This window comes from Rhodopseudomonas sp. WA056, assembly GCF_010906995.1.
In the GTDB taxonomy this organism is placed as follows: Bacteria; Pseudomonadota; Alphaproteobacteria; order Rhizobiales; family Xanthobacteraceae; genus Rhodopseudomonas; species Rhodopseudomonas palustris_G.
This window is the reverse complement of the sequence record NZ_QPFS01000007.1, coordinates 51,734-71,990: the sequence shown is the minus strand read 5'-3', so window position 1 is coordinate 71,990 and position 20,257 is coordinate 51,734. Positions and strand designations below refer to the sequence as shown.

Genomic DNA, 20,257 nt, shown 5'->3' with positions numbered 1-20,257 from the left:
CCACCAGCGAGATGCTGATCGAAACGATCGTGAAGCCGATCTCGCGGGCGCCTTTCAGCGCCGCGGCGAACGGCTTCTCGCCCTCTTCGACGTGACGGGCGATGTTCTCCAGCATCACGATGGCGTCGTCGACCACGAAGCCGACCGAAATCGTCAGCGCCATCAGCGACAGGTTGTCGAGCGTGTAGCCGGCCGCCCACATCAGCGCGCAGGCGCCGAGCAGCGCCAGCGGCACCGTGACGCTCGGAATGATGGTGGCCCAGAAGCTGCGCAGGAACAGGAAGATCACCATCACCACCAGAGCGATGGTGAGCATCAGGGTGAATTGCACGTCCTCCACCGCGGCGCGGATCGTTGTGGTGCGGTCGCTCATCACTTCGACCTTGATCGCCGGCGGAATGCCCGCGACCAGCCGCGGCAGCTCCGCCTTGATGTGATCGACGGTGTCGATGACGTTGGCGCCGGGCTGCTTGAACACCACCAGGAACACGCCGCGCTTGCCGTTGGCCCAGGCCGCGGTCTTGGCGTCCTCCGGGCCGGTCACCGCGCGGCCGATGTCGCGGATCCGCAGCGGGCCGCCGTTGCGATAGGCGAGGATGACGTCGTTCCAGTCCTTGGACTCGGTGAGCTGGTCGTTGGCGTAGATGGTGTAGCTCTTGGTCGGCGCGTCGAGCGTGCCCTTCGGGCTGTCGACCGTGGTGATCGCGATCTGGCTGCGGACCTCCTCCAGCGACAGCCCCTTGGCCATCAGCTTGGCGGGGTCGACCTGAATGCGGATCGCGGGCTTCTGCTGGCCGCCGATGAACACTTGGGCGACGCCTGTGATCTGGCTGATCTGCTGGGCGATCTTGGCGTCGGCATTGTCGCTGACGGTGGTCAGCGGCAGGGTGTCGGAGGTCGCCGACAGGATCAGGATCGGCGCGTCGGCCGGGTTGACCTTGCGATAGGTCGGCGGGTTCGGCAGGTTCTTCGGCAGTTGGCCGCCGGCGGCGTTGATCGCCGCCTGGACGTCGTTGGCGGCGGCGTCGATGTTGCGGTTGAGGTCGAACTGGATGGTGACCGCGGTCGAGCCCAGCGAGCTTGTCGAGGTCATCTGCGACACACCGGGGATCTGCGCGAACTGGCGCTCCAGCGGCGTCGCTACCGACGACGCCATCGTCTCCGGGCTGGCGCCGGGCAGGCTGGCGGAAATCTGGATGGTCGGGAAGTCGACCTGCGGCAGCGGTGCCACCGGCAGCGCCGGATAGGCGATCAGACCGAGGAACAGGATCCCCGCCATCAGCAGCGAGGTCGCGATCGGGTAGCGGATGAACGGCGTCGAGATCCCGTTCATGGCTATTTCCCGGCGGCCACGGCGGACGGGACGGTCTCGTTGTCGGCGACCTTGAACGCCAGCGGCGTACCGGGTTTGACCTTGTACTGGCCGCCGACCACGACGCGGTCGCCGGGTTCGAGGCCGCGCTCGATCACCGTGCTGAGGTCGTTGGCGGCGCCGACCACGATCTTGCGCAGCTCGGCTTTGTTGTCGGCGTCGACCGCATAGGCGTACAGCCCGTCGCTGCCGTGCTGGACCGCATCGTTCGGGACCACTACGACGTCCTTCAAGGTCTTCACCAGCAGCCGGGTCTGCACCGACAGGCCGGGCCACAGCGCGTGGTTCTTGTTGGCGAACACCGCCTTCAGCCGCACCGTGCCGCTGTTGCTGTCGACCTGATTGTTGACCACCGCCAGCGTGCCGTCTTCGGCGAACGTGGTTTTGCCGTCGGTGGAGAGTGCGATCACCTGCAAGGGATGCGCGGCGAGTGCACGGTTGATGTCGAACACCCGCTCTTCGGGCGCGGTGAAGATCACCGCGATCGGCTCGATCTGCGCGATGGTGACGATGCCGGTCTGGCTGGCGGCGTTGACGATGTTGCCCTTGTCGACCTGGCGCAGCCCGGTGACGCCGGAGATCGGCGCCCGGATGGTGGCGTAGTCGAGCTGGGTCTGGGCATTGGCGATCGCGGCTTCGTCGGCCTCGATCTGCGCGGTGAGTTGCTGCACGGTCGAACGCTGGGTGTCGGTCTGCTGCTTGGTGGCGAATTCGCCGAGCCGGACCGAGCGGCTGAGGTCGAGCTTGGCATTGGCCAGATTGGCCTCGTCCTGAGCCTTCTTGGCCTTGGCCTGATCCAGCGTCGCCTGGAACGGCCGCGGGTCGATCTGCGCGAGCAGGTCGCCGGCCTGGACCATCTGGCCTTCCTTGAAGGCGATCTGGTCGATCTGTCCGTCGACCCGCGAGCGCACCACCACGGTGTTGAAGCCCTGCACGGTGCCGAGCCCGCTGAGATACACCGGAAAATCGGTCTTCTGCGCCGTCGCCACCGTGACGGGAACCGATGCGCTGCGTGCTCCGCCCGCCTTCGGGGCCGGTCCACCGGGTTGCGCGTGCGAAGCCTCGCCCGGCCCGGCAGAGCGCCCGCCCTGGATGCGCTGCCATCCCCAATACGAAGCTGCCGCTGCGAGCAGCAGGCAGCCGACGACGACAGCCCTGCGAAAGGCGCCGGGTTTGTTCATGCCCGATCCGATCATTGGCCGGCGGATACGGTGTCTGTCGACCGCTTCAGCCCGCGCGGCAGTGGTTTCCGTTCGCTGGCAACTATACCGGCAAACGCCGCCAGCACATCACAAACCGTATGACATTGCTAAACTTTCATGGGCCGAGCGGGGCGTGGCGCGAGCCCAGCCGGCTCGCTGGCTGGTACCCGGCTGCGGGGTCGGTCGGACGCTGCCGCTGTCCCTTCTTAAAATGGTTCCAATTGTCAGTGGCGAGAGGCTCGGCCATATCACCGCGCCGAGGCGGCGGAGCGATGGTGCGGCCGGGCGCGGAGAGTGCAGCATGGAAGAGCTCAACGGCCGGATGATCGCCTGCCAGATCCTGATCACCGGATTGATTGCGCGCGTCGCCAACCAGCAGCGCGATCCGCTGCAATTCCTCAGTGAGTTTCGCGACGAGATCCGGGCGGTGGTTCGCGGCATCCGGATCGACGGGATGCTCGACACCGAGCAGGTCCGACTCACCGCGCAGCAGACCGTCGACGAGATGTTCTCGCTGATGAAGCCGCCGAGCCCCGACGAGGCGTGAGGCTGTCCGCGCGACCACGGTTTCGCCGATCCAGTTTAGAACCGTTTCAGATTGCCGCGCGCTTGATCAGATGCGTCTCCAATGAGCGCGCCACTGCACGGTTGTGCGCCGTGAAATCAAGTCAGTTCGGAGTGAGTCTTAGAACCGTTTTGATCTTGAACGATTCCAGCGCGCGGTAATTGCTCGTGCGTTGACCCTGTACCCCGCGGCCGATAGCTCTCCAAGACTTGCTTGTAATTAGCAACAGCACTCCTTGGGGCGGATTGACATGAACGGGGCGAAGGCACCGCGATCGTTGCGTGCGGAAGCAGCGATGCGCACAGGCGTTCAGGATTGGGACGGCGCACATGGCCGCAAGGTTTCGGCGGTGGCCGGGATGATCGCGGTGGCGTCGATCGGCGGCGCCGAGGCGCAGCAGTCGAGCCTGCCGGCGGTAACGGTCGATGCCCCGGTGGCGCGACCGAAGCCGGCGACGGCGCGGCCGACGCCGGACCAGATCCGCGCCCGCACCGCGCTGCGCCGTGCCGCGCGGCGGACCCAGCCGACCCAGGTGCAGCCGGTGCCGTTTCCGAACGCCGGCGCGCTGTCGGCGGACCGCAACCCCTATGCGGACGCCGCCGCGCCCTACAAGGTCGACCGGCTGTCGGGCACCAGGTTCACCGAGCCGGTGCTCAACACCCCGCGCACCGTGACGGTGCTGACCAAGGAGCTGCTCGAGGACAAGAACGCGACCTCGCTGAGGGAAATCGGCCGCTCCACCGCCGGCGTCACGCTCGGCACCGGGGAGGGCGGCAACGCGTTCGGCGACCGCTTCTTCATTCGCGGCTTCGACGCCCGCAACGACGTGTTCATCGACGGCATCCGCGATCCGGCGATCTCGATCCGCGAGAACTTCTTCACCGAGCAGGTCGAGATCCTGCGCGGTCCGGCCTCGACCATGGCGGGCCGCGGCACCGCTGGCGGCGCCATCAACATCGTCACCAAACAGGCGACCACCGAAGGCAACTTCACCAAGGCCGAGACCACGTTCGGCTCCGACGCCACCAAGCGCGTCACGGTCGACGTCAACCAGGTGCTGAGCCCGACCCTGGCGGTGCGTGTCGACGGCCTTTATCAGGACGCCAAGGTCGCCGGCCGCAACTTCGTCACCGACGACCGCTGGGGCACGCTCGCCGCGGTGAAATGGACGCCGACCGACGCCATCAAGATCACCGCCAACTACGTCCACACCGATCTCGACGGCCTGCCGGATTTCGGCGTGCCGTACAACACCGCGCTGCGACGGCCCTCGACCGACGTCAACGTGCCGCGCGAAACCTATTACGGCTTCGTCAATCGCGACTTCCAGAAGGCCAGGCAGGATTTCGGCACGGTGACCGGCGAGTTCGCGATCACGCCGGACCTGACGCTGACCAACCGTTCCCGCGCCGCGCATTCGGTGCTCGACTATATCGGCACGCTGCCGAGCAACCCGACCGCCACCACGGTCTCGCTGGCGTCGCAGAGCCGCTATCAGACCACCGACGTGCTCGCCAACCAGACCGACCTGACCTACAAGTTCGACACCGGCGGTGTGAAGCACACCATGGTCGGCGGCGCCGAGATCTCGCGCGAAAGCGTGATGCGCGACACCTATGCGGGTCTGACTTCGGAACTCGCTGGCTTCCAGACCGGCGGCCGCGTGATCGTGCCGCTGCTCAATCCGCCGAATACGCTCGAATTCGCCAGCTCGCCGCGGCGTGCTTACAATCCGACCTTCATCAACGTCGACACCAAATCGGCCTACGTCATCGAAACCGCCAACTGGAACGACGTCGTCATCCTCAATGGCGGCGTGCGTTACGACGACTACAACATCACCGGCCACACCGCGACGACCTCGACCGGCGTGCAGTCGGGGATGTGGAACTACAATCTCGGCGCGGTGGTGAAGCCGCTGCCTTACGCCAGCCTGTACGCCGCCTATGCGACCTCGACCAACCCGGTCGGCGCCGAACTCGACGCTTCGGGCACCGCCTATGGCGGCCTCGTCGTCAACAACACCACTTTCCAGGCGTTGCCGCCGGAAATGAACAAGGCGGCGGAAGTCGGCACCAAATGGGAGCTGTTCGACCGCCGGCTGCTCTTGACCGCGTCGCTGTTCGAGACCCAGAAGTCGAACGCCCGCGAGACCGTCGGCAGCAACATCCTGTCGAGCGGCGTGTATCGCGTCCGCGGCATCGACCTCGAAGCCGCCGGCAAGATCACCGACCGCTGGAGCGTGTTCGGCGGCCTGGTGCTGATGGAATCCAAGGTGTTGCAGTCGATCGATCCGAATTCGGTCGGCGCGCAGCTCGCCAACATCGCGCATCAGTCGTTCAACCTGCTGACCAAGTACAAGTTCGACGACCATTGGGAAGTCGGCGGCCAGGCGGTGTACGCCTCCAAGATCTACGGCGGCACCTTCGCGGCGATCAACGGCAACGTGCTGCCCGAGCATTGGCGGTTCGACAGCTTCGTCGAGTTCAAGGTCGACAAGCACATGACCGCCAAGCTGTCGGTCAACAACATCTTCAACACGACCTATTACGACGCGTTCTATCGTTCGAACTCGCCGTTCGTGTTCATCGCGCCCGGCCGTTCGGTCTGGCTGACGCTGCGCGGCGCGCTGTAGGCGCGTCGCGGGAATTGGAGCGGTCATGCTGGTCTGCATACCCGAGGTGTTGCCGAAGTCGGAGGTGGCGGAGTTCCGCCGCCTGATGGACGCAGCCGAGTGGGAGGACGGCCGCTCCACCGCCGGCGCGCAGTCGGCGATGGTCAAGCGTAACGAGCAATTGCCGCCGGACGGCGAACTGGCGCGCGCGCTCGGACGGCGGATCGTGTCGGCGCTCACCGCCAATCCCAAATTCGTGTCCGCCGCGGTGCCGCTGCAGATCTTCCCGCCGCTGTTCAATCGCTATGCGGCATCGAGCGGGCATCGTTTCGGCATCCACGTCGACAACGCGGTGCGCGGCGATCATCTCACCGGGCTCCGCATTCGTACCGATCTGTCGATCACCTTGTTCCTGGCCGAGCCCGACGAATACGACGGCGGCGAACTGGTGATCGAAGACACTTACGGCTCGCACGAGGTCAAGCTGCCTGCGGGCGATGCCGTGTTGTACCCGTCCACCAGCCTGCACATGGTGACTCCGGTCACGCGCGGTGCGCGGGTGGCGTCTTTCTTCTGGCTGCAGAGCATGATACGTGACGCACAGGCGCGCAGCATGATCTACGATCTCGACAACGCCATTCAGGCCCTTGTCGAGCGGCTGGGACGCGATGACCCTGAAACGGTCAAATTGACCGGTATCTATCACAACCTCATCCGCTACTGGGCCGAAGTATGAAGATGTTGAACTTCCGATCGATTGGCGCTGCCGTACTCGCATTGTCGCTGTTCGCGACGCCGGCACCCTTGCTCGCGCAGCAGGTGCCTGCCGCAGCACCCCCGCCGAGCGCCGCAGAGCCTTCGCCGCCGGCCACAGCCGCCGTTCCCGCGCCGGCCGTCAGCACGGCCGAGCCGTCCGCGACCCAGGCGCTGCCCGAAGCGGGCCACGCTCAGGGCGGGGTCATGCCCGGCATGTCCGAACTGTCGCCGTGGACGATGTTCCTGAACGCCGACATCGTCGTGAAGATCGTCATGATCGGTCTGGCGATCTCCTCGGTGATCACCTGGACGATCTTCATCGCCAAAAAGATCGAACTCGGCCGCGCCCGGATCCGGCTACGCCGCTCGCTGAAGCAGATCGGAGAGTCGCGTTCGCTCGCCGAGGCGCAGATGGCGCTCGGCGACAAGCACAGCGTGTTGTCGATGCTGCTCGCCGCGGCGCTGCGCGAGGCGAAGCTGTCGGCCGGACTGTCGAGCGACGAAGGTATCAAGGAACGCGCGGCCTCTTCGTTCAGCGAATACGTTCGCGCCGAGGGACGTCACATGCGCCGCGGCATGGGCTTCCTTGCCACCATCGGCGCCACCGCGCCGTTCATCGGCCTGTTCGGCACGGTGTGGGGTATCATGAACAGCTTCATCGGCATTTCGAAGTCGCAAACCACCAACCTCGCGGTGGTTGCGCCCGGCATCGCCGAAGCGCTGCTCGCTACTGCGATCGGCCTCGTCGCCGCGATCCCGGCGGTGATCATCTACAATCACTTCTCGCGCGAGATCAAAGTCTACCTCGAACTGGTCGCGCGTGCCTCCGGCGCCGCCGGCCGGCTGCTGTCGCGCGATCTCGACCGCAGCCACGGCAGCGCGCATCGCGCCCGCGCGGCGGAGTGAGCGATGGCTGTCTCGCTCGGCAATTCCGACGATCTCGACGACGATTTCGACGAGACCCACGAGATCAACGTCACGCCGTTCATCGACGTGATGCTGGTGCTGCTGATCATCTTCATGGTGGCGGCGCCGCTGTCGACGGTCGACCTTCCGGTCAGCCTGCCGACCTCCAGCGCCACGCCGCAGAAGCGGCCGGACAAGCCGACCTATGTCAGCATCAAGTCCGATCTGGCGGTGGCGATCGGCGAGAACCAGGTCAAGCGCGTCGATCTGGTCAAGACGCTGGATACGATGCCGGACATGACCAAGGACCGCTTCATCTTCCTGCGCGCCGATCGCGCGGTGCCTTACGGCGAGCTGATGGAGGTGCTGGAGATGCTGCGGTCCGGCGGCTACGCCAAGATCAAGCTGGTGGCGCTGGAAGCGGTGCCGGGCGCCAAACCGGACGGCAATTAGCCGAGCTTCGCGGTGGGACGAGGCTAAGCCTTCGAAGCCCTGGAGGCTTTCGCGGGCCGGATGGCTCCGGACCTCTCGCAAACACTGTTGCAATTTGTTAGAAACGCAATCGCATGTCCGACCTTGATTTCGATCGCGGTGCTTCTTACCGGCTCTGGCTGATGGCGGGGGTCGGCGCGGTGGCGCTGCACGTCGGCGGAGCCGCGCTGGCTCTGGTCAGCGCGCCCGAGGATTTCGACGACGACGCGCTCGGCGCCCCGGCGATCGAGGTCGGCGTCGAGATGATGTCGCCGAAGATCGAAGCCTCCGATCTGCCGCCGGGTCCGGACACCGAGGCGTCGATGGCCTCGCCGGCGCTCAACGAGCAGAAGGCCGAGGTGCACGAGAGCGACCTGCCGAAGGACACGCCGCAGGAGACCGAAGAGCCGGACCGCGTCGTCACCACCGAGACGCCGAAGAAGGTCGACGAGGAGCAGAAGGAAAAGGCCAAGCAACAGCAGCAGGCCTCGACCGAGTCGGTCGCCGCCGAAGCCACCGCGATGCCGAGCAACGAGGCCGCCAAGGAAGGCCCGCGTTCGGTGGCGCCGGCGCAGGGCGTCGGTAAGGCGGCCGCCCGGATCCGCGCCACCTGGCAGAAGGAGCTGGTGGCCTATCTCGACAAGCACAAGCGCTACCCGAAGGACGCCGCGCAGAAGAACGTGCGGATCGTGGTCGGCTTCGAACTCGACCGGCTCGGCCACGTGCTGTCGATGAAGATCGTCGAAGGCTCCGGCGATCCGGCGTTCGATCAGGCCGCACTCGACATGATCAAACGCTCCGACCCGGTCCCGGCCCCGCCGCCGCTGATCGCCGACGAAGGCCTGACCTTCAGCCTGCCGGTGATCTTCCGGACCAAGGGGAAGGGGTAGGGAGGCTGTCGACGGGCTGAGCCCTCTCGGCCAATCCGCGCCTGCCTGACAGCGTGACGCTTCGAGCCTGTTGTGACTTCCACATCATCCCTGCGCGGTCATTCCGGGGCGCGAGCGAAAGCTCGCGAACCCGGAATCCGACGCGGGCAATGACCAGCGACCGTTATCAACAACGACCGTCATCGCCCGCGCAGGCGGGCGAACCAGTATTGCAGAGCCTTCGTGGTTATTATCGACGCCCTGGGATACTGGATCCCCGCCTGCGCGGGGATGACGTGGGGAGAAGTTTTCGCCCACGAAGCAGGGCTTTCGCGCGGCACGCAGAACATCGCTGGATTCCGGGTTCGCGCTGCGCGCGCCCCGGAATGACGGCGTGGGGCGGGGGCGCGCCCATGGGGCCCATCAATACGTCGCGCGTCCGCCTGAAATGTCGAACACTGCGCCGGTCGAGAACGCGCAGTCTTCCGAGGCCAGCCACGCCACCAGCGCCGCGACTTCTTCGACCAGCACGAAGCGGCCCTTCGGAATCTTCGACAGCATGAAGTCGATATGCTGCTGGGTCATCTGGTCGAAGATCGCGGTGCGCGCCGCGGCCGGCGTCACGGCGTTGACCGAGATGTCGTAGGACGCCAGCTCCTTGCCGAGCGATTTGGTCAGCGCGATTACGCCGGCCTTCGAGGCCGAGTAGTGCGCGGCGTTGGGGTTGCCTTCCTTGCCGGCGATCGAGGCGATGTTGACGATGCGGCCGTATTTGTGCGCGATCATCGCTGGCACCACCGATCTGCAGCACAGGAACGGGCCGTCGAGATTGAGCTTCAGCACCCGCTGCCATTCGGCGTAGTCGGTCTCCCACACCGTCCTGTTGACGCCGGCGATCCCGGCATTGTTGACCAGGATGTCGATCTTGCCGAACGCCTTCAAGGTGGCGTCGCGCGCGGCATCGACCGCGGCCGGATCGGTGACGTCGACCGCCACCGCCATCGTCACATCGTCGCCGATCTCCTTGGCGGTGCGCTCGGCCAGCGCGAGGTCGTGGTCCCACAGCGCCACCTTGGCGCCGGACGCGACGAACCGCTCCGCGATCGCGCGCCCGATGCCCTGCGCCCCGCCGGTGACTACGGCGCAGCGGTGGTTGAGGTCGATGCTGTTCATGGCAGTATCATCCTTGCTACTCGATCCGGATCCTCATGGTGAGGAGGCGCGAAGCGCCGTCTCGAACCATGAGGTGGCACGGCCTTGCCTCCCTTGGCTCATCCTTCGAGACGGCTGCTGCGCAGCCTCCTCAGGATGAGGTCGCGTAGTCGGCGTGGCGTATTCACAACGTCCAGCCGCCGTCGATGATGTGGGCGACGCCGGTGGTGAAGGCGCTCTCATCCGAGGCGAGGTACACCGCCAACGAGGCGATCTCTTCGGCATTGCCGAGCCGGCCCATCGGCTGGCGCGACACGAACATTTCGCGGCCCTGCGGTCCGAGCGCGGCGGCGCGGCCGAGCATCGACGGGGTTTCGATCGTGCCCGGGCAGATCGCGTTGCAGCGGATGCCGCGGGTGATGAAATCCGCCGCGACCGCGCGGGTCAGCGCAGCGACGGCCGCCTTGGTGGCACCATAGACGTAGCGGTTCGGCGCCGCCTTGAACACGCCGGCAGCCGACGAGATGTTGACGATCGAGCCGCGGCCGGCCTCCAGCATCGCCGGGAGGAAGCTGCGGATGGTGCGGTGCATCGACTTGACGTTGAGGTCGAACGAGAACTCCCAGTCCGTATCCGAGCAGTCGAGCACCGTGCCGTGATGCACGAAGCCGGCAGCGTTGAGCAGAATATCCACGGTGCCGGCCTCCCGGGCGATCGCCTCGACCGCGGCGGTGTCGCGGACGTCGAGCTTGGCGGTGCGCGCGACGCCGTGCTCGGCGAGCGAGGCGAGCCCGGCCTCATCGATATCAGTGGCGAACACCTCGGCGCCCTCGCGCGCGAACGCGATCGCCGACGCCCGCCCGATCCCCGCCGCCGCCGCGGTGATGAAGGCGCGCTTGCCTTTCAGGCGATCGGTCATGTTTTCCCCTCGTTAGTTCGCGCAGCTCTCTTGGCTGTCATTCCGGGATGCGCCCGCAGGGCGCAGACCCGGAATCCAGCAGTTCAGAGCACATCGAGATTCCGGGTTCGCGCGCTTTGCGCGCGCCCCGGAATGACGTTGCCAAATGATTTGTCGCGCGTCGCCGCCATCAGTGATTGTGCCGCGCCACGCCGACCGTGCCGGCGATGTTCTGGTAGCGGGTGGCGAACTCCATGCAGGCGCCGGTGGCGTGCTGGCCGACTGTCGAGCGATACAGCTCCTGCCACGGCGTCTGGTGCTTCGGATAGGCGAAGCCGCCGTGGGCGGCGAGGTCGGCGCGGCGCTGGGCCAGTTCCTCGTCCGAGATCAGGATGTCGGCGCTGCCCTTGTTGAGGTCGATGCGGACCTTGTCGCCGGTTTTCAGCAGCGCCAACCCGCCGTTGGCGGCGGCCTCCGGCGTGGCGTTGAGGATCGACGGTGAGCCCGAGGTGCCGGACTGGCGGCCGTCGCCGATGCACGGCAGCGAATGGATGCCGCGTTTGATCAGCGCCGCCGGCGGCTGCATGTTGACCACTTCGGCGCCGCCCGGATAGCCGATCGGGCCGGTGCCGCGGACGAACAGGATGCAGTGCTCGTCGATATCGAGCGCCGGATCGTCGATGCGGTGGTGATAATCCTCCGGCCCTTCGAACACGATGGCGCGACCTTCGAACGCGTTCGGATCCTTCGGATTGGACAGATAGCGCTCGCGGAATTCGAGGCTGATCACGCTGGTCTTCATGATCGCGGAGTCGAACAGATTGCCGCGCAGCACCAGGAAGCCGGCGTCGTGCACCAGCGGCGTGTCGTAGCGATGGATCACGTCGCCATCGGGGGCGGGCGCGCTAGCGCAGTTCTCGCCCATGGTCCTGCCGTTCACCGTCAGCGCGTCCTGGTGGATCTTGCCGTGCCGCATCAATTCGCCGACCACCGTCGGCACGCCGCCGGCGCGGTGATACTCTTCGCCGAGATAGAGACCGGCGGGTTGCAGATTGACCAGCAGCGGAATGGCGTGGCCGACGCTCTGCCAGTCGTCTATCGACAGCTCGACGCCGACGTGGCGGGCGAGCGCGTTGAGATGGATCGGCGCGTTGGTCGAGCCGCCGATCGCCGAATTGACCACGATGGCGTTCTCGAACGCCTTGCGTGTCAGGATGTCGGACGGCTTCAGATCCTCCCACACCATCTCGACCGCGCGCACGCCGGTCTCGTAGGCGATCTGGCCGCGCTCGCGATACGGCGCCGGGATCGCGGCGCAGCCCGGCAGCGACATGCCGAGCGCTTCGGCCAGCGAGTTCATCGTCGAGGCGGTGCCCATGGTGTTGCAGTGCCCGACCGACGGCGCCGAGGAGGCGACGATCTCCATGAACTGTTCGTAGTCGATCTCGCCGGCGGCAAGCCGCTCGCGCGACTTCCACACCACCGTGCCGGAGCCGGTGCGCTCGCCATTGTGCCAGCCGTTGAGCATCGGCCCGCCGGACAGCACGATCGCCGGAATGTTGACCGTCGCCGCCGCCATCAGGCACGCGGGGGTCGTCTTGTCGCAGCCGGTGGTCAGCACCACGCCATCGAGCGGATAGCCGAACAGAACTTCGACCAGGCCGAGATAAGCGAGGTTGCGATCGAGCGCGGCGGTCGGCCGCTTGCCGGTCTCCTGGATCGGATGCACCGGGAATTCCATCGCGAGGCCGCCGGCGGCGCGGATGCCTTCGCGCACCCGTTGCGCCAGCTCGAGATGATGCCGGTTGCACGGCGACAGATCGTTGCCGGTCTGGGCGATGCCGATGATCGGCTTGCCGGATTGCAGTTCCGCGCGAGTCAGTCCGTAGTTCAAATAGCGCTCGAGATAGAGCGCGGTCATTCCCGGATTATGCGGATCGTTGAACCATTCGCTGGACCGGAGTTTGCGCCGGGGGGCGCCGGCATCGTGCTTCGTCATCGTCTCTCCCGCACCGCACACATCCTTGCAGCGGATGTTTTGAGCGCCTTTGCTGAGTATGGAACGACGCGCATGCTGGCATGTCGCACTGCGCTACGCAATCGGCGTAGTGCGGTCACGCCGGACTAATTTGCAGGCGCGACAGCGGCGAAATATTCTGCTAAGAGTTGCGTCAACATAAGTCAGCCGCCGGCGGCAACGACCGCAGAAAATGGCGGGACCTCGGGAGGTGCTGGATGGCGTCGGTGCAGATTCACGACGTGCGTAAGTCTTTCGGCGGCTTCGAAGTGTTGCACGGCGTGACTGTTCCCATCGAGGATGGTGAGTTCGTCGTTCTGGTCGGCCCGTCCGGCTGCGGCAAATCCACTTTGCTGCGGATGCTCGCAGGGCTGGAGAAAATCACCGCCGGAACGATCTCGATCGGCGAGCGCGTCGTCAACGACATGCAGCCGAAAGAGCGGGACATCGCCATGGTGTTCCAGAACTACGCGCTGTACCCGCACATGACCGTCGCCCAGAACATGGGCTTCTCGCTGAAGCTGCGCGGCGCCGACCAGAAGACCATCGACAGCAAAGTGCGGCGCGCCGCCGACATCCTCGATCTCGGCAAGCTGCTCGACCGCTATCCGCGCCAGCTCTCCGGCGGTCAGCGCCAGCGCGTGGCGATGGGGCGGGCGATCGTGCGCGATCCGCAGGTGTTTCTGTTCGACGAGCCGCTGTCCAACCTCGACGCCAAGCTGCGGGTGGCGATGCGCACCGAGATCAAGGAGCTGCACCAGCGGCTGAAGACCACCACGGTCTACGTCACCCACGACCAGATCGAGGCGATGACGATGGCCGACAAGATCGTGGTGATGCAGGACGGCATCGTCGAGCAGATCGGCGCACCGCTCGATCTGTACGACCGGCCCGACAACAAGTTCGTCGCCGGCTTCATCGGCTCGCCGGCGATGAACTTTCTCGACGGCACGCTGAAGGTGAACGGCGGCCAGCCTTATGTCGAGACCGCCAGCGGCGCAAAACTACCCGTCGCAGCGGCGCCGGCGAACGGCAATGGCTGCCCGGTGTCCTACGGCATCCGCCCCGAGCATCTCGACTTCGCCGACACCGGCATTGCGGCCGAGGTCGCGGTGGTCGAGCCGACCGGCTCCGAAACCCAGATCGTGGCCCGGGTCGGCGATCAGGAAGTGATCGCGGTGTTTCGCGAGCGGCATCCGGTCGGGCCCGGCGATCTGATCCATCTGCAGCCGCGCGCCGAGGTCGCGCATCTGTTCGACAAGGAGAGCGGCCGGCGAATCTAGATCTTCCCACCACGGGGCCAGAATTGGTCGATCAACGAACCAATGCGCAAAGCGGAACATGCAAAGCGGAACATAGGGAGTGAACGACAGATGACTGACTTTACCCTCGATCGCCGCACGCTGCTGAAAGGCAGCGCGATGACTCTGGCCGCCGCGGCGACGATGTCCGCCGACCAACTGCTCGGCTACGCCAAGGCGTGGGCCGAGACCTCGCCGTGGAAGCCGGAAGCCGGCGCCAAGATCAATCTGCTGCGCTGGAAGCGGTTCGTCGAAGCCGAAGACACAGCCTTCATGAAGATCGTCGACGCGTTCCAGAAGGCCAACAACGTCACCATCAACGTCTCCAACGAGTCCTACGACGACATCCAGCCGAAGGCCTCGGTCGCCGCCAACACCGGGCAGGGGCTCGACATGGTGTGGGGGCTGTATTCGCTGCCGTTCCTCTTCCCGAACAAGTGCACCGACGTGTCCGACGTCGCCGATTATCTCGCCAAGAAGTGCGGCGGCTGGAGCGAGTCCGGCAAGGCCTACGGCATGTACAACGGCAAGTGGATCGGCATTCCGGTGGCGGCGACCGGCGGTCTGGTCAACTACCGGATCAGCGCGGCCGAGAAGGCCGGCCACAAGGAGTTTCCGAAGGATCTCGCCGGCTTCTCCGACCTGATCAAGGGGATGAGCAAGAACGGCACGCCCGCCGGCATGGCGCTCGGCCACGCTTCGGGCGACGCCAACGGCTGGCTGCACTGGGCGCTGTGGGCACATGGCGGCGCGCTGATCGACAAGGACAGCAAGGTCGTCGTCAACTCGCCAGAGACCGCGAAAGCGCTCGACTACGTCAAGGGGCTGTACGAGAACTTCATCCCCGGCACCGCGTCGTGGAACGATGCGTCCAACAACAAGGCGTTCCTCGCCGGGCAGCTCTATCTCACCGTCAACGGCATCTCGATCTACGTGGCGGCGAAGAAGGACGCCAAGGAGATGGCGGCGGACATCAACCACGCGCATCTGCCCGCCGGCCTCAACGGCAAGACCCGCGAGCTGCATCTCGGCTTCCCGATCCTGATCTACAACTTCACCAAGTTCCCGCAGACCTGCAAGGCGTTCACCGCCTTCATGATGGAGCCGGAGCAGTTCAACCCGTGGGTCGAGGCGGCGCAGGGCTATCTGTCGCCGTTCCTGCTCGACTACGAGAAGAACCCGATGTGGACCGCGGACCCGAAGAACACCCCGTATCGCGACGTCGCCCGTACCGCCTCGACGCCGGCCGGCGACGCCCAGATGGGCGAGAACGCCGCGGCGGCGATCGCCGACTTCGTCGTGGTCGACATGTTCGCCAACTACTGCACCGGCCGCGAAGACGTGAAGACCGCGATGAGCAGCGCCGAACGCGCGGCGAAGCGGATCTTCCGGGCGTAGGGCGGTTATCGCTGCGGGAGCCGGCGCCGATTACGCCGGCATCCGTCCCTCATGGTGAGGAGGCGCGTCAGCGCCGTCTCGAACCATGAGGCCGAAGCGCTCGCGGCCATCCTTCGAGACGCACGGTTCCGTCCTGCGGACGGCGCCGTGCTCCTCAGGATGAGGGCGGTGCAAGTCGCGGCGCCGTGGATCTCAAAGGTCGTCATGGCCGGGCTTGTCCCGGCCATCCACGGCAATGGACGAGGCGCCTGATACGTGGATGCTCAGGACGAGCCCGGGCATGACGGTGAGGAACGACGGGTCGGTCGGAATGAAGCAGAAGACGTCAACAGAAAGCAGCGGCCGATGAGCACGATCCAGACAGCCGCGCCGGGGCGGTCCGACGGCGGGCCCTCGGCCTGGTCGCAGCTCAAGACCAACCGCAACTTCATCGCGCTGTGGTTCATGCTGCCGGCGGCGGCGTTCCTGATCCTGTTCCTGGCCTATCCGTTGTTTCTCGGGGTGTGGATGAGCTTCACCGACGCGCGGATCGGGCGCGACGGGGTGTTCATCGGCATCGAGAACTACGAATGGCTGTGGGACGACAGCATCTTCTGGCTGTCGGTGTTCAACACCATTCTGTACACCGTGGTCGCCAGCGCGATCAAATTCGCGGTCGGCCTGTATCTGGCGCTGCTGCTCAACCGCCACATGCCGTTCAAGGCGATCATCCGCGCCGCGGTGCTGGTGCCGTTCATCGTGCCGACGGTGCTGTCGGCGATCGCGTTCTGGTGGATCTACGACTCGCAGTTCTCGATCATCTCCTGGTCGCTGATCAAGCTCGGGGTGATCGACCAGAACATCAACTTCCTCGGCGACACCACTTGGGCGCGCGCATCGGTGATCTTCGCCAATATCTGGCGCGGCGTGCCGTTCGTGGCGATCACGCTGCTGGCCGGCCTGCAGACGGTGTCGCCGTCGCTGTACGAGGCCGCGACGCTCGACGGCGCCACCGCGTGGCAGCGCTTCCGCTACATCACCTATCCGCTGCTGACCCCGATCATCGCGGTGGTGATGACGTTCTCGGTGCTGTTCACCTTCACCGATTTCCAACTGATCTGGGCGCTGACCCGCGGCGGCCCGGTCAACGCCACGCATCTGATGGCGACGCTGAGCTATCAGCGCGGCATTCTGTCGGGCCGGCTCGGCGAGGGCGCGGCGATCGCCACCGCGATGATCCCGTTCCTGCTGGCTGCGATCGCGATCTCGTGGTTCGGCATGCAGCGGCGCAAATGGCAGCAGGGGAGCGACAATGACTGAGACCACCGCCACCGATCCCCGGCTCGCCGTCAAAGCTGCCGCCACCGTGGCGCAGAGCGACGACAGCGAAGGCATGAGCTATCTGGAATCGCTGCCGCGCCGGCTGGTGACGCTGTATCTGCCGCTGCTCATCATCCTGGTGGTGCTGCTGTTCCCGTTCTACTGGATGGCGCTGACGTCGATCAAACCCGACGAGCAACTGATCGACATGGACACCTACAACCCGTTCTGGGTGGTGCATCCGACCTTCAAGCACATCGAGAAGCTGCTGTTCGAGACGCAATATCCGCGTTGGCTGTGGAACACGATGTATGTCGCCGCCGCCTCGACCGTGCTGTCGATCGCCGCCAGCGTGCTCGCCGCCTACGCGATCGTGCGGCTGCGCTTCCGCGGTGCCGATACGGTCGGCGGCGCGATCTTCCTGGCGTATCTGGTGCCGCCGTCGATCCTGTTCATTCCGCTCGCCTCGGTGATCCAGGCCTACGGCCTGTTCGACTCGCCGCTGTCGCTGATCCTGGTGTATCCGACCCTGCTGATTCCGTTCTCGACCTGGCTGCTGATGGGCTATTTCAAGACCATCCCGTTCGAGCTCGAGGAATGCGCGCTGATCGACGGCGCCTCGCGCTGGCAGATCCTGGTCAAGATCATCATTCCGCTGGCGGTGCCGGGGCTGATCTCGGCGTTCATCTTCTGCTTCACGCTGTGCTGGAACGAGTTCATTTACGCGCTGACCTTCCTGCAATCGACGCCGAACAAGACCGTGCCGGTGGCGATCGTCAACGAGTTCGTCGACGGCGACATCTACAAATGGGGCTCGCTGATGGCCGGCGCTCTGGTCGGCTCGCTGCCGCTCGTCATCCTCTACGCGTTCTTCGTCGAGCATTACGTGTCGGCGATGACCGGGGCGGTGAAGGAGTAGCATCGCTTCCCACCGCCGGCACCACCTCATCCTGAGGAGCGCGCTCTTGCGCGCGTCTCGAAGGATGGGCCACACTCGCCTCATGGTTCGAGACGGCGCTTCGCGCCTCCTCACCATGAGGGTCACTGCTCGGGGCCGGCGCGCCCTGCCAATCGACGGAGCTTTCCTTGCACATTCTCATCCTCGGCGCCGCCGGCATGGTCGGTCGCAAACTCACCGACCGCTTGCTCGCCGACGGCCGCCTCGGCAGCCGCGACATCACCCGGATGACGCTGCAGGACGTGGTGGCGCCGGCGCGGCCGCCGCATGCCTCGGTCGCGATCCAGGTGGTGACCTCCGACTTCGCCGAGCCCGGTCAGGCGGCGGCGCTGGTGGCGCATCGGCCGGAGGTGATCTTCCATCTGGCGGCCATCGTCTCGGGCGAAGCCGAGGCCGATTTCGACAAGGGCTACCGGATCAATCTCGACGGCACCAAGCATCTGATCGACGCGATCTGCGCCGAGGGCGACGACTATCATCCGCGGCTGGTGTTCACCTCGTCGATCGCGGTGTTCGGCGCGCCGTTCCCGGATAAGATCGGCGACGAATTCCTGTCCGCGCCGCTGACCAGCTATGGGACGCAGAAGGCGATCTGCGAGCTGCTGATCGCCGACTACACCCGCAAGGGCTTCTTCGACGGCATCGGCATCCGCCTGCCGACGATCTGCGTCCGGCCCGGCAAGCCGAACAAGGCGGCGTCAGGTTTCTTCTCGAATATCATCCGCGAGCCGCTGAGCGGGCAGGAGGCTGTGCTGCCGGTTGGCGAGGACGTGATGCACTGGCACGCTTCGCCGCGCTCGGCGGTCGGCTTCCTGATCCACGCCGCCACCATGGACACTGCTGCGATCGGGCCGCGCCGCAGCCTGTCGATGCCGGGGCTGCCCGCCACCGTCGGCGAGCAGATCGCCGCATTGGAGCGCGTCGCCGGCAAGGCCGTGGTGGCACGGATCAAGCGTGAGCCCGATCCGACCATCATCGGCATCGTCGCCGGCTGGCCGCGCAACTTCTCGACCGACCGCGCGCTGAAGCTCGGCTTCACCACCGCCGAAAAGACCTTCGACGACATCATCCGGATCCACATCGAGGACGAATTGGGCGGCAAGTTCGTGGCCTGACCAATGCGCACACGGCATCGTCGGCTCGACCGGGTGATCGTCGAGCGTAGGGCATGACGGGCGGGGGCGCGAATGGCGCCTGCGACCCGGATTCGCCCGGCCACCATACCGTGAGCAGGGATGTCTTTATCTGATGGTCATCCTATAATAAATCCAGGTCCGAGTTTCATCGACCTTCGAGGAGAAAACGCCATGACTGCCAGCATCGTTGGATGGGCCCATATGCCGTTCGGCAAATTCGACGCCGAAACCGTGGAAAGCATGATCGTCCGTGTCGCGGGTGAGGCGATCGCCGACGCCGGGATCGCTGCCTCGGACGTCGACGAGATCGTGCTCGGGCATTTCAATGCCGGCTTCTCGCCACAGGACTTCACCGCCTCGCTGGTGCTGCAGGCCGATCCGGCGCTGCGGTTCAAGCCGGCGACCCGGGTGGAGAACGCCTGCGCCACCGGTTCGGCCGCCGTGCATCAGGGCATCCGCGCGATCGAATCCGGCGCCGCCAAGGTGGTGCTGGTGGTCGGCGTCGAGCAGATGACCCGAACCCCGGGGCCGGAGATCGGCAAGAACCTGCTGCGCGCGTCGTACTTGCCGGAAGACGGCGAGACCCCGGCCGGTTTCGCCGGCGTGTTCGGGATCATCGCCCAAAAGTACTTCCAGAAATACGGCGACCAGTCCGACGCGCTGGCGATGATCGCCGCCAAGAACCACCACAACGGCGTCGCCAATCCCTATGCGCAGATGCGCAAGGATTTCGGGTTCGAGTTCTGCCGCGCCGAAGGCGAGAAGAACCCGTTCGTCGCCGGTCCCCTGAAGCGCACCGACTGCTCGCTGGTGTCCGACGGCGCCGCGGCGCTGGTGTTGACGTCTGCCGAGAACGCCAAAGCGATGGGCAAGGCGGTCAACATCCGCGCCCGCGCCCATGCGCAGGATTTCCTGCCGATGTCCAAGCGCGACATCCTGCAGTTCGAGGGCTGCACCGTGGCCTGGCAGCGCGCGTTGGAGCAGGCGGGCGTCACGCTGAACGATCTGTCGTTCGTCGAGACCCACGATTGCTTCACCATCGCCGAGCTGATCGAATACGAAGCGATGGGCCTGACGCCGAAGGGGCAGGGCGCCCGCGCCATCAAGGAGGGTTGGACCCAGAAGGACGGCAAGCTGCCGATCAATCCGTCCGGCGGTCTCAAGGCCAAGGGCCATCCGATCGGCGCGACCGGCGTGTCGATGCACGTGCTGAGCGCGATGCAGTTGCTTGGCCAGGCGCCGGAAGGCATGCAGATCAAGGACGCCAAGCTCGCCGGCATCTTCAATATGGGCGGCGCGGCGGTCGCCAATTACGTGTCGGTGCTCGAACCGGCCAAGTAACC

Annotated in this window: 17 protein-coding genes; 12 read left to right on the top strand and 5 right to left on the bottom strand. The window is 65.8% G+C overall.

What is annotated here, in order from left to right; all coding sequences use genetic code 11:
- Nucleotides 1-1,333 (bottom strand): efflux RND transporter permease subunit (locus tag DU475_RS03170; RefSeq protein ID WP_164630637.1); only part of this gene is annotated, 1,333 nt, incomplete at its 3' end.
- A 2-nt stretch (nt 1,334-1,335) separates the two neighbouring features.
- Nucleotides 1,336-2,553: an efflux RND transporter periplasmic adaptor subunit gene (locus DU475_RS03165; RefSeq protein ID WP_164630636.1), complete on the bottom strand. Its 1,218-nt coding sequence runs from the start codon at nt 2,551-2,553 to the stop codon at nt 1,336-1,338.
- Between the two features lie 322 nt (nt 2,554-2,875).
- Here DU475_RS03165 and DU475_RS03160 point away from each other — a divergent pair, with 322 nt between their 5' ends.
- The 6 genes from DU475_RS03160 (at nt 2,876) to DU475_RS03135 (ending at nt 8,776) form a co-directional block, all read left to right on the top strand.
- Nucleotides 2,876-3,121 carry a hypothetical protein gene (locus DU475_RS03160; RefSeq protein WP_013501651.1) on the top strand — a complete coding sequence of 82 codons (246 nt, stop codon included), beginning with the start codon at nt 2,876-2,878 and terminating at the stop codon, nt 3,119-3,121.
- A 268-nt stretch (nt 3,122-3,389) separates the two neighbouring features.
- Nucleotides 3,390-5,774: a TonB-dependent receptor gene (locus tag DU475_RS03155; RefSeq protein WP_041807170.1), complete on the top strand. Its 2,385-nt coding sequence runs from the start codon at nt 3,390-3,392 to the stop codon at nt 5,772-5,774.
- A gap of 25 nt (nt 5,775-5,799) precedes the next feature.
- Entirely contained in the window at nt 5,800-6,489 is a 690-nt protein-coding gene (locus DU475_RS03150; protein ID WP_164630634.1) for a Fe2+-dependent dioxygenase, read from the top strand.
- Complete coding sequence (exbB, locus tag DU475_RS03145) at nt 6,486-7,415, top strand: tonB-system energizer ExbB (RefSeq protein WP_164630632.1); 930 nt, start codon at nt 6,486-6,488, stop codon at nt 7,413-7,415. The genes DU475_RS03150 and exbB overlap by 4 nt, the downstream gene beginning before the upstream one ends.
- 3 nt (nt 7,416-7,418) lie before the next feature.
- Entirely contained in the window at nt 7,419-7,868 is a 450-nt protein-coding gene (gene exbD, locus DU475_RS03140) for a TonB system transport protein ExbD (protein WP_011159017.1), read from the top strand.
- Between the two features lie 113 nt (nt 7,869-7,981).
- On the top strand, nt 7,982-8,776 hold the full coding sequence (locus DU475_RS03135) for an energy transducer TonB (RefSeq protein ID WP_142883081.1): 795 nt from the start codon (nt 7,982-7,984) through the stop codon (nt 8,774-8,776).
- 402 nt (nt 8,777-9,178) lie between these two features.
- Here the strand turns inward: DU475_RS03135 and DU475_RS03130 are convergent, their stop codons facing one another.
- From DU475_RS03130 to DU475_RS03120, 3 genes are all read right to left on the bottom strand, one after another.
- Complete coding sequence (locus DU475_RS03130) at nt 9,179-9,928, bottom strand: SDR family oxidoreductase (RefSeq protein ID WP_164630630.1); 750 nt, start codon at nt 9,926-9,928, stop codon at nt 9,179-9,181.
- A gap of 163 nt (nt 9,929-10,091) precedes the next feature.
- Nucleotides 10,092-10,826, bottom strand: coding sequence for an SDR family oxidoreductase (locus DU475_RS03125; RefSeq protein ID WP_164630628.1), 735 nt, complete (start codon nt 10,824-10,826; stop codon nt 10,092-10,094).
- A gap of 169 nt (nt 10,827-10,995) precedes the next feature.
- Nucleotides 10,996-12,804 (bottom strand): IlvD/Edd family dehydratase, encoded by a 1,809-nt coding sequence (locus tag DU475_RS03120; protein ID WP_164630626.1) that lies wholly within the window; start codon nt 12,802-12,804, stop codon nt 10,996-10,998.
- 236 nt (nt 12,805-13,040) lie between these two features.
- Between DU475_RS03120 and DU475_RS03115 the strand changes: the two genes are divergently transcribed.
- From DU475_RS03115 to DU475_RS03090, 6 genes are all read left to right on the top strand, one after another.
- A complete protein-coding gene (locus DU475_RS03115; RefSeq protein WP_164630623.1) occupies nt 13,041-14,105 on the top strand; it encodes an ABC transporter ATP-binding protein in 1,065 nt (354 codons plus the stop codon).
- A 90-nt stretch (nt 14,106-14,195) separates the two neighbouring features.
- Entirely contained in the window at nt 14,196-15,521 is a 1,326-nt protein-coding gene (locus tag DU475_RS03110; RefSeq protein WP_013501661.1) for an ABC transporter substrate-binding protein, read from the top strand.
- 345 nt (nt 15,522-15,866) lie between these two features.
- Nucleotides 15,867-16,820: a carbohydrate ABC transporter permease gene (locus tag DU475_RS03105; protein ID WP_013501662.1), complete on the top strand. Its 954-nt coding sequence runs from the start codon at nt 15,867-15,869 to the stop codon at nt 16,818-16,820.
- On the top strand, nt 16,813-17,739 hold the full coding sequence (locus DU475_RS03100) for a carbohydrate ABC transporter permease (protein WP_142883074.1): 927 nt from the start codon (nt 16,813-16,815) through the stop codon (nt 17,737-17,739). The genes DU475_RS03105 and DU475_RS03100 overlap by 8 nt, the downstream gene beginning before the upstream one ends.
- 167 nt (nt 17,740-17,906) lie before the next feature.
- Nucleotides 17,907-18,893, top strand: coding sequence for a D-erythronate dehydrogenase (gene denD, locus DU475_RS03095; protein WP_164630621.1), 987 nt, complete (start codon nt 17,907-17,909; stop codon nt 18,891-18,893).
- Nucleotides 18,894-19,085: 192 nt separating this feature from the next.
- Nucleotides 19,086-20,255 (top strand): acetyl-CoA acetyltransferase, encoded by a 1,170-nt coding sequence (locus tag DU475_RS03090; protein WP_164630619.1) that lies wholly within the window; start codon nt 19,086-19,088, stop codon nt 20,253-20,255.
- Nucleotides 20,256-20,257: the final 2 nt, after the last annotated feature.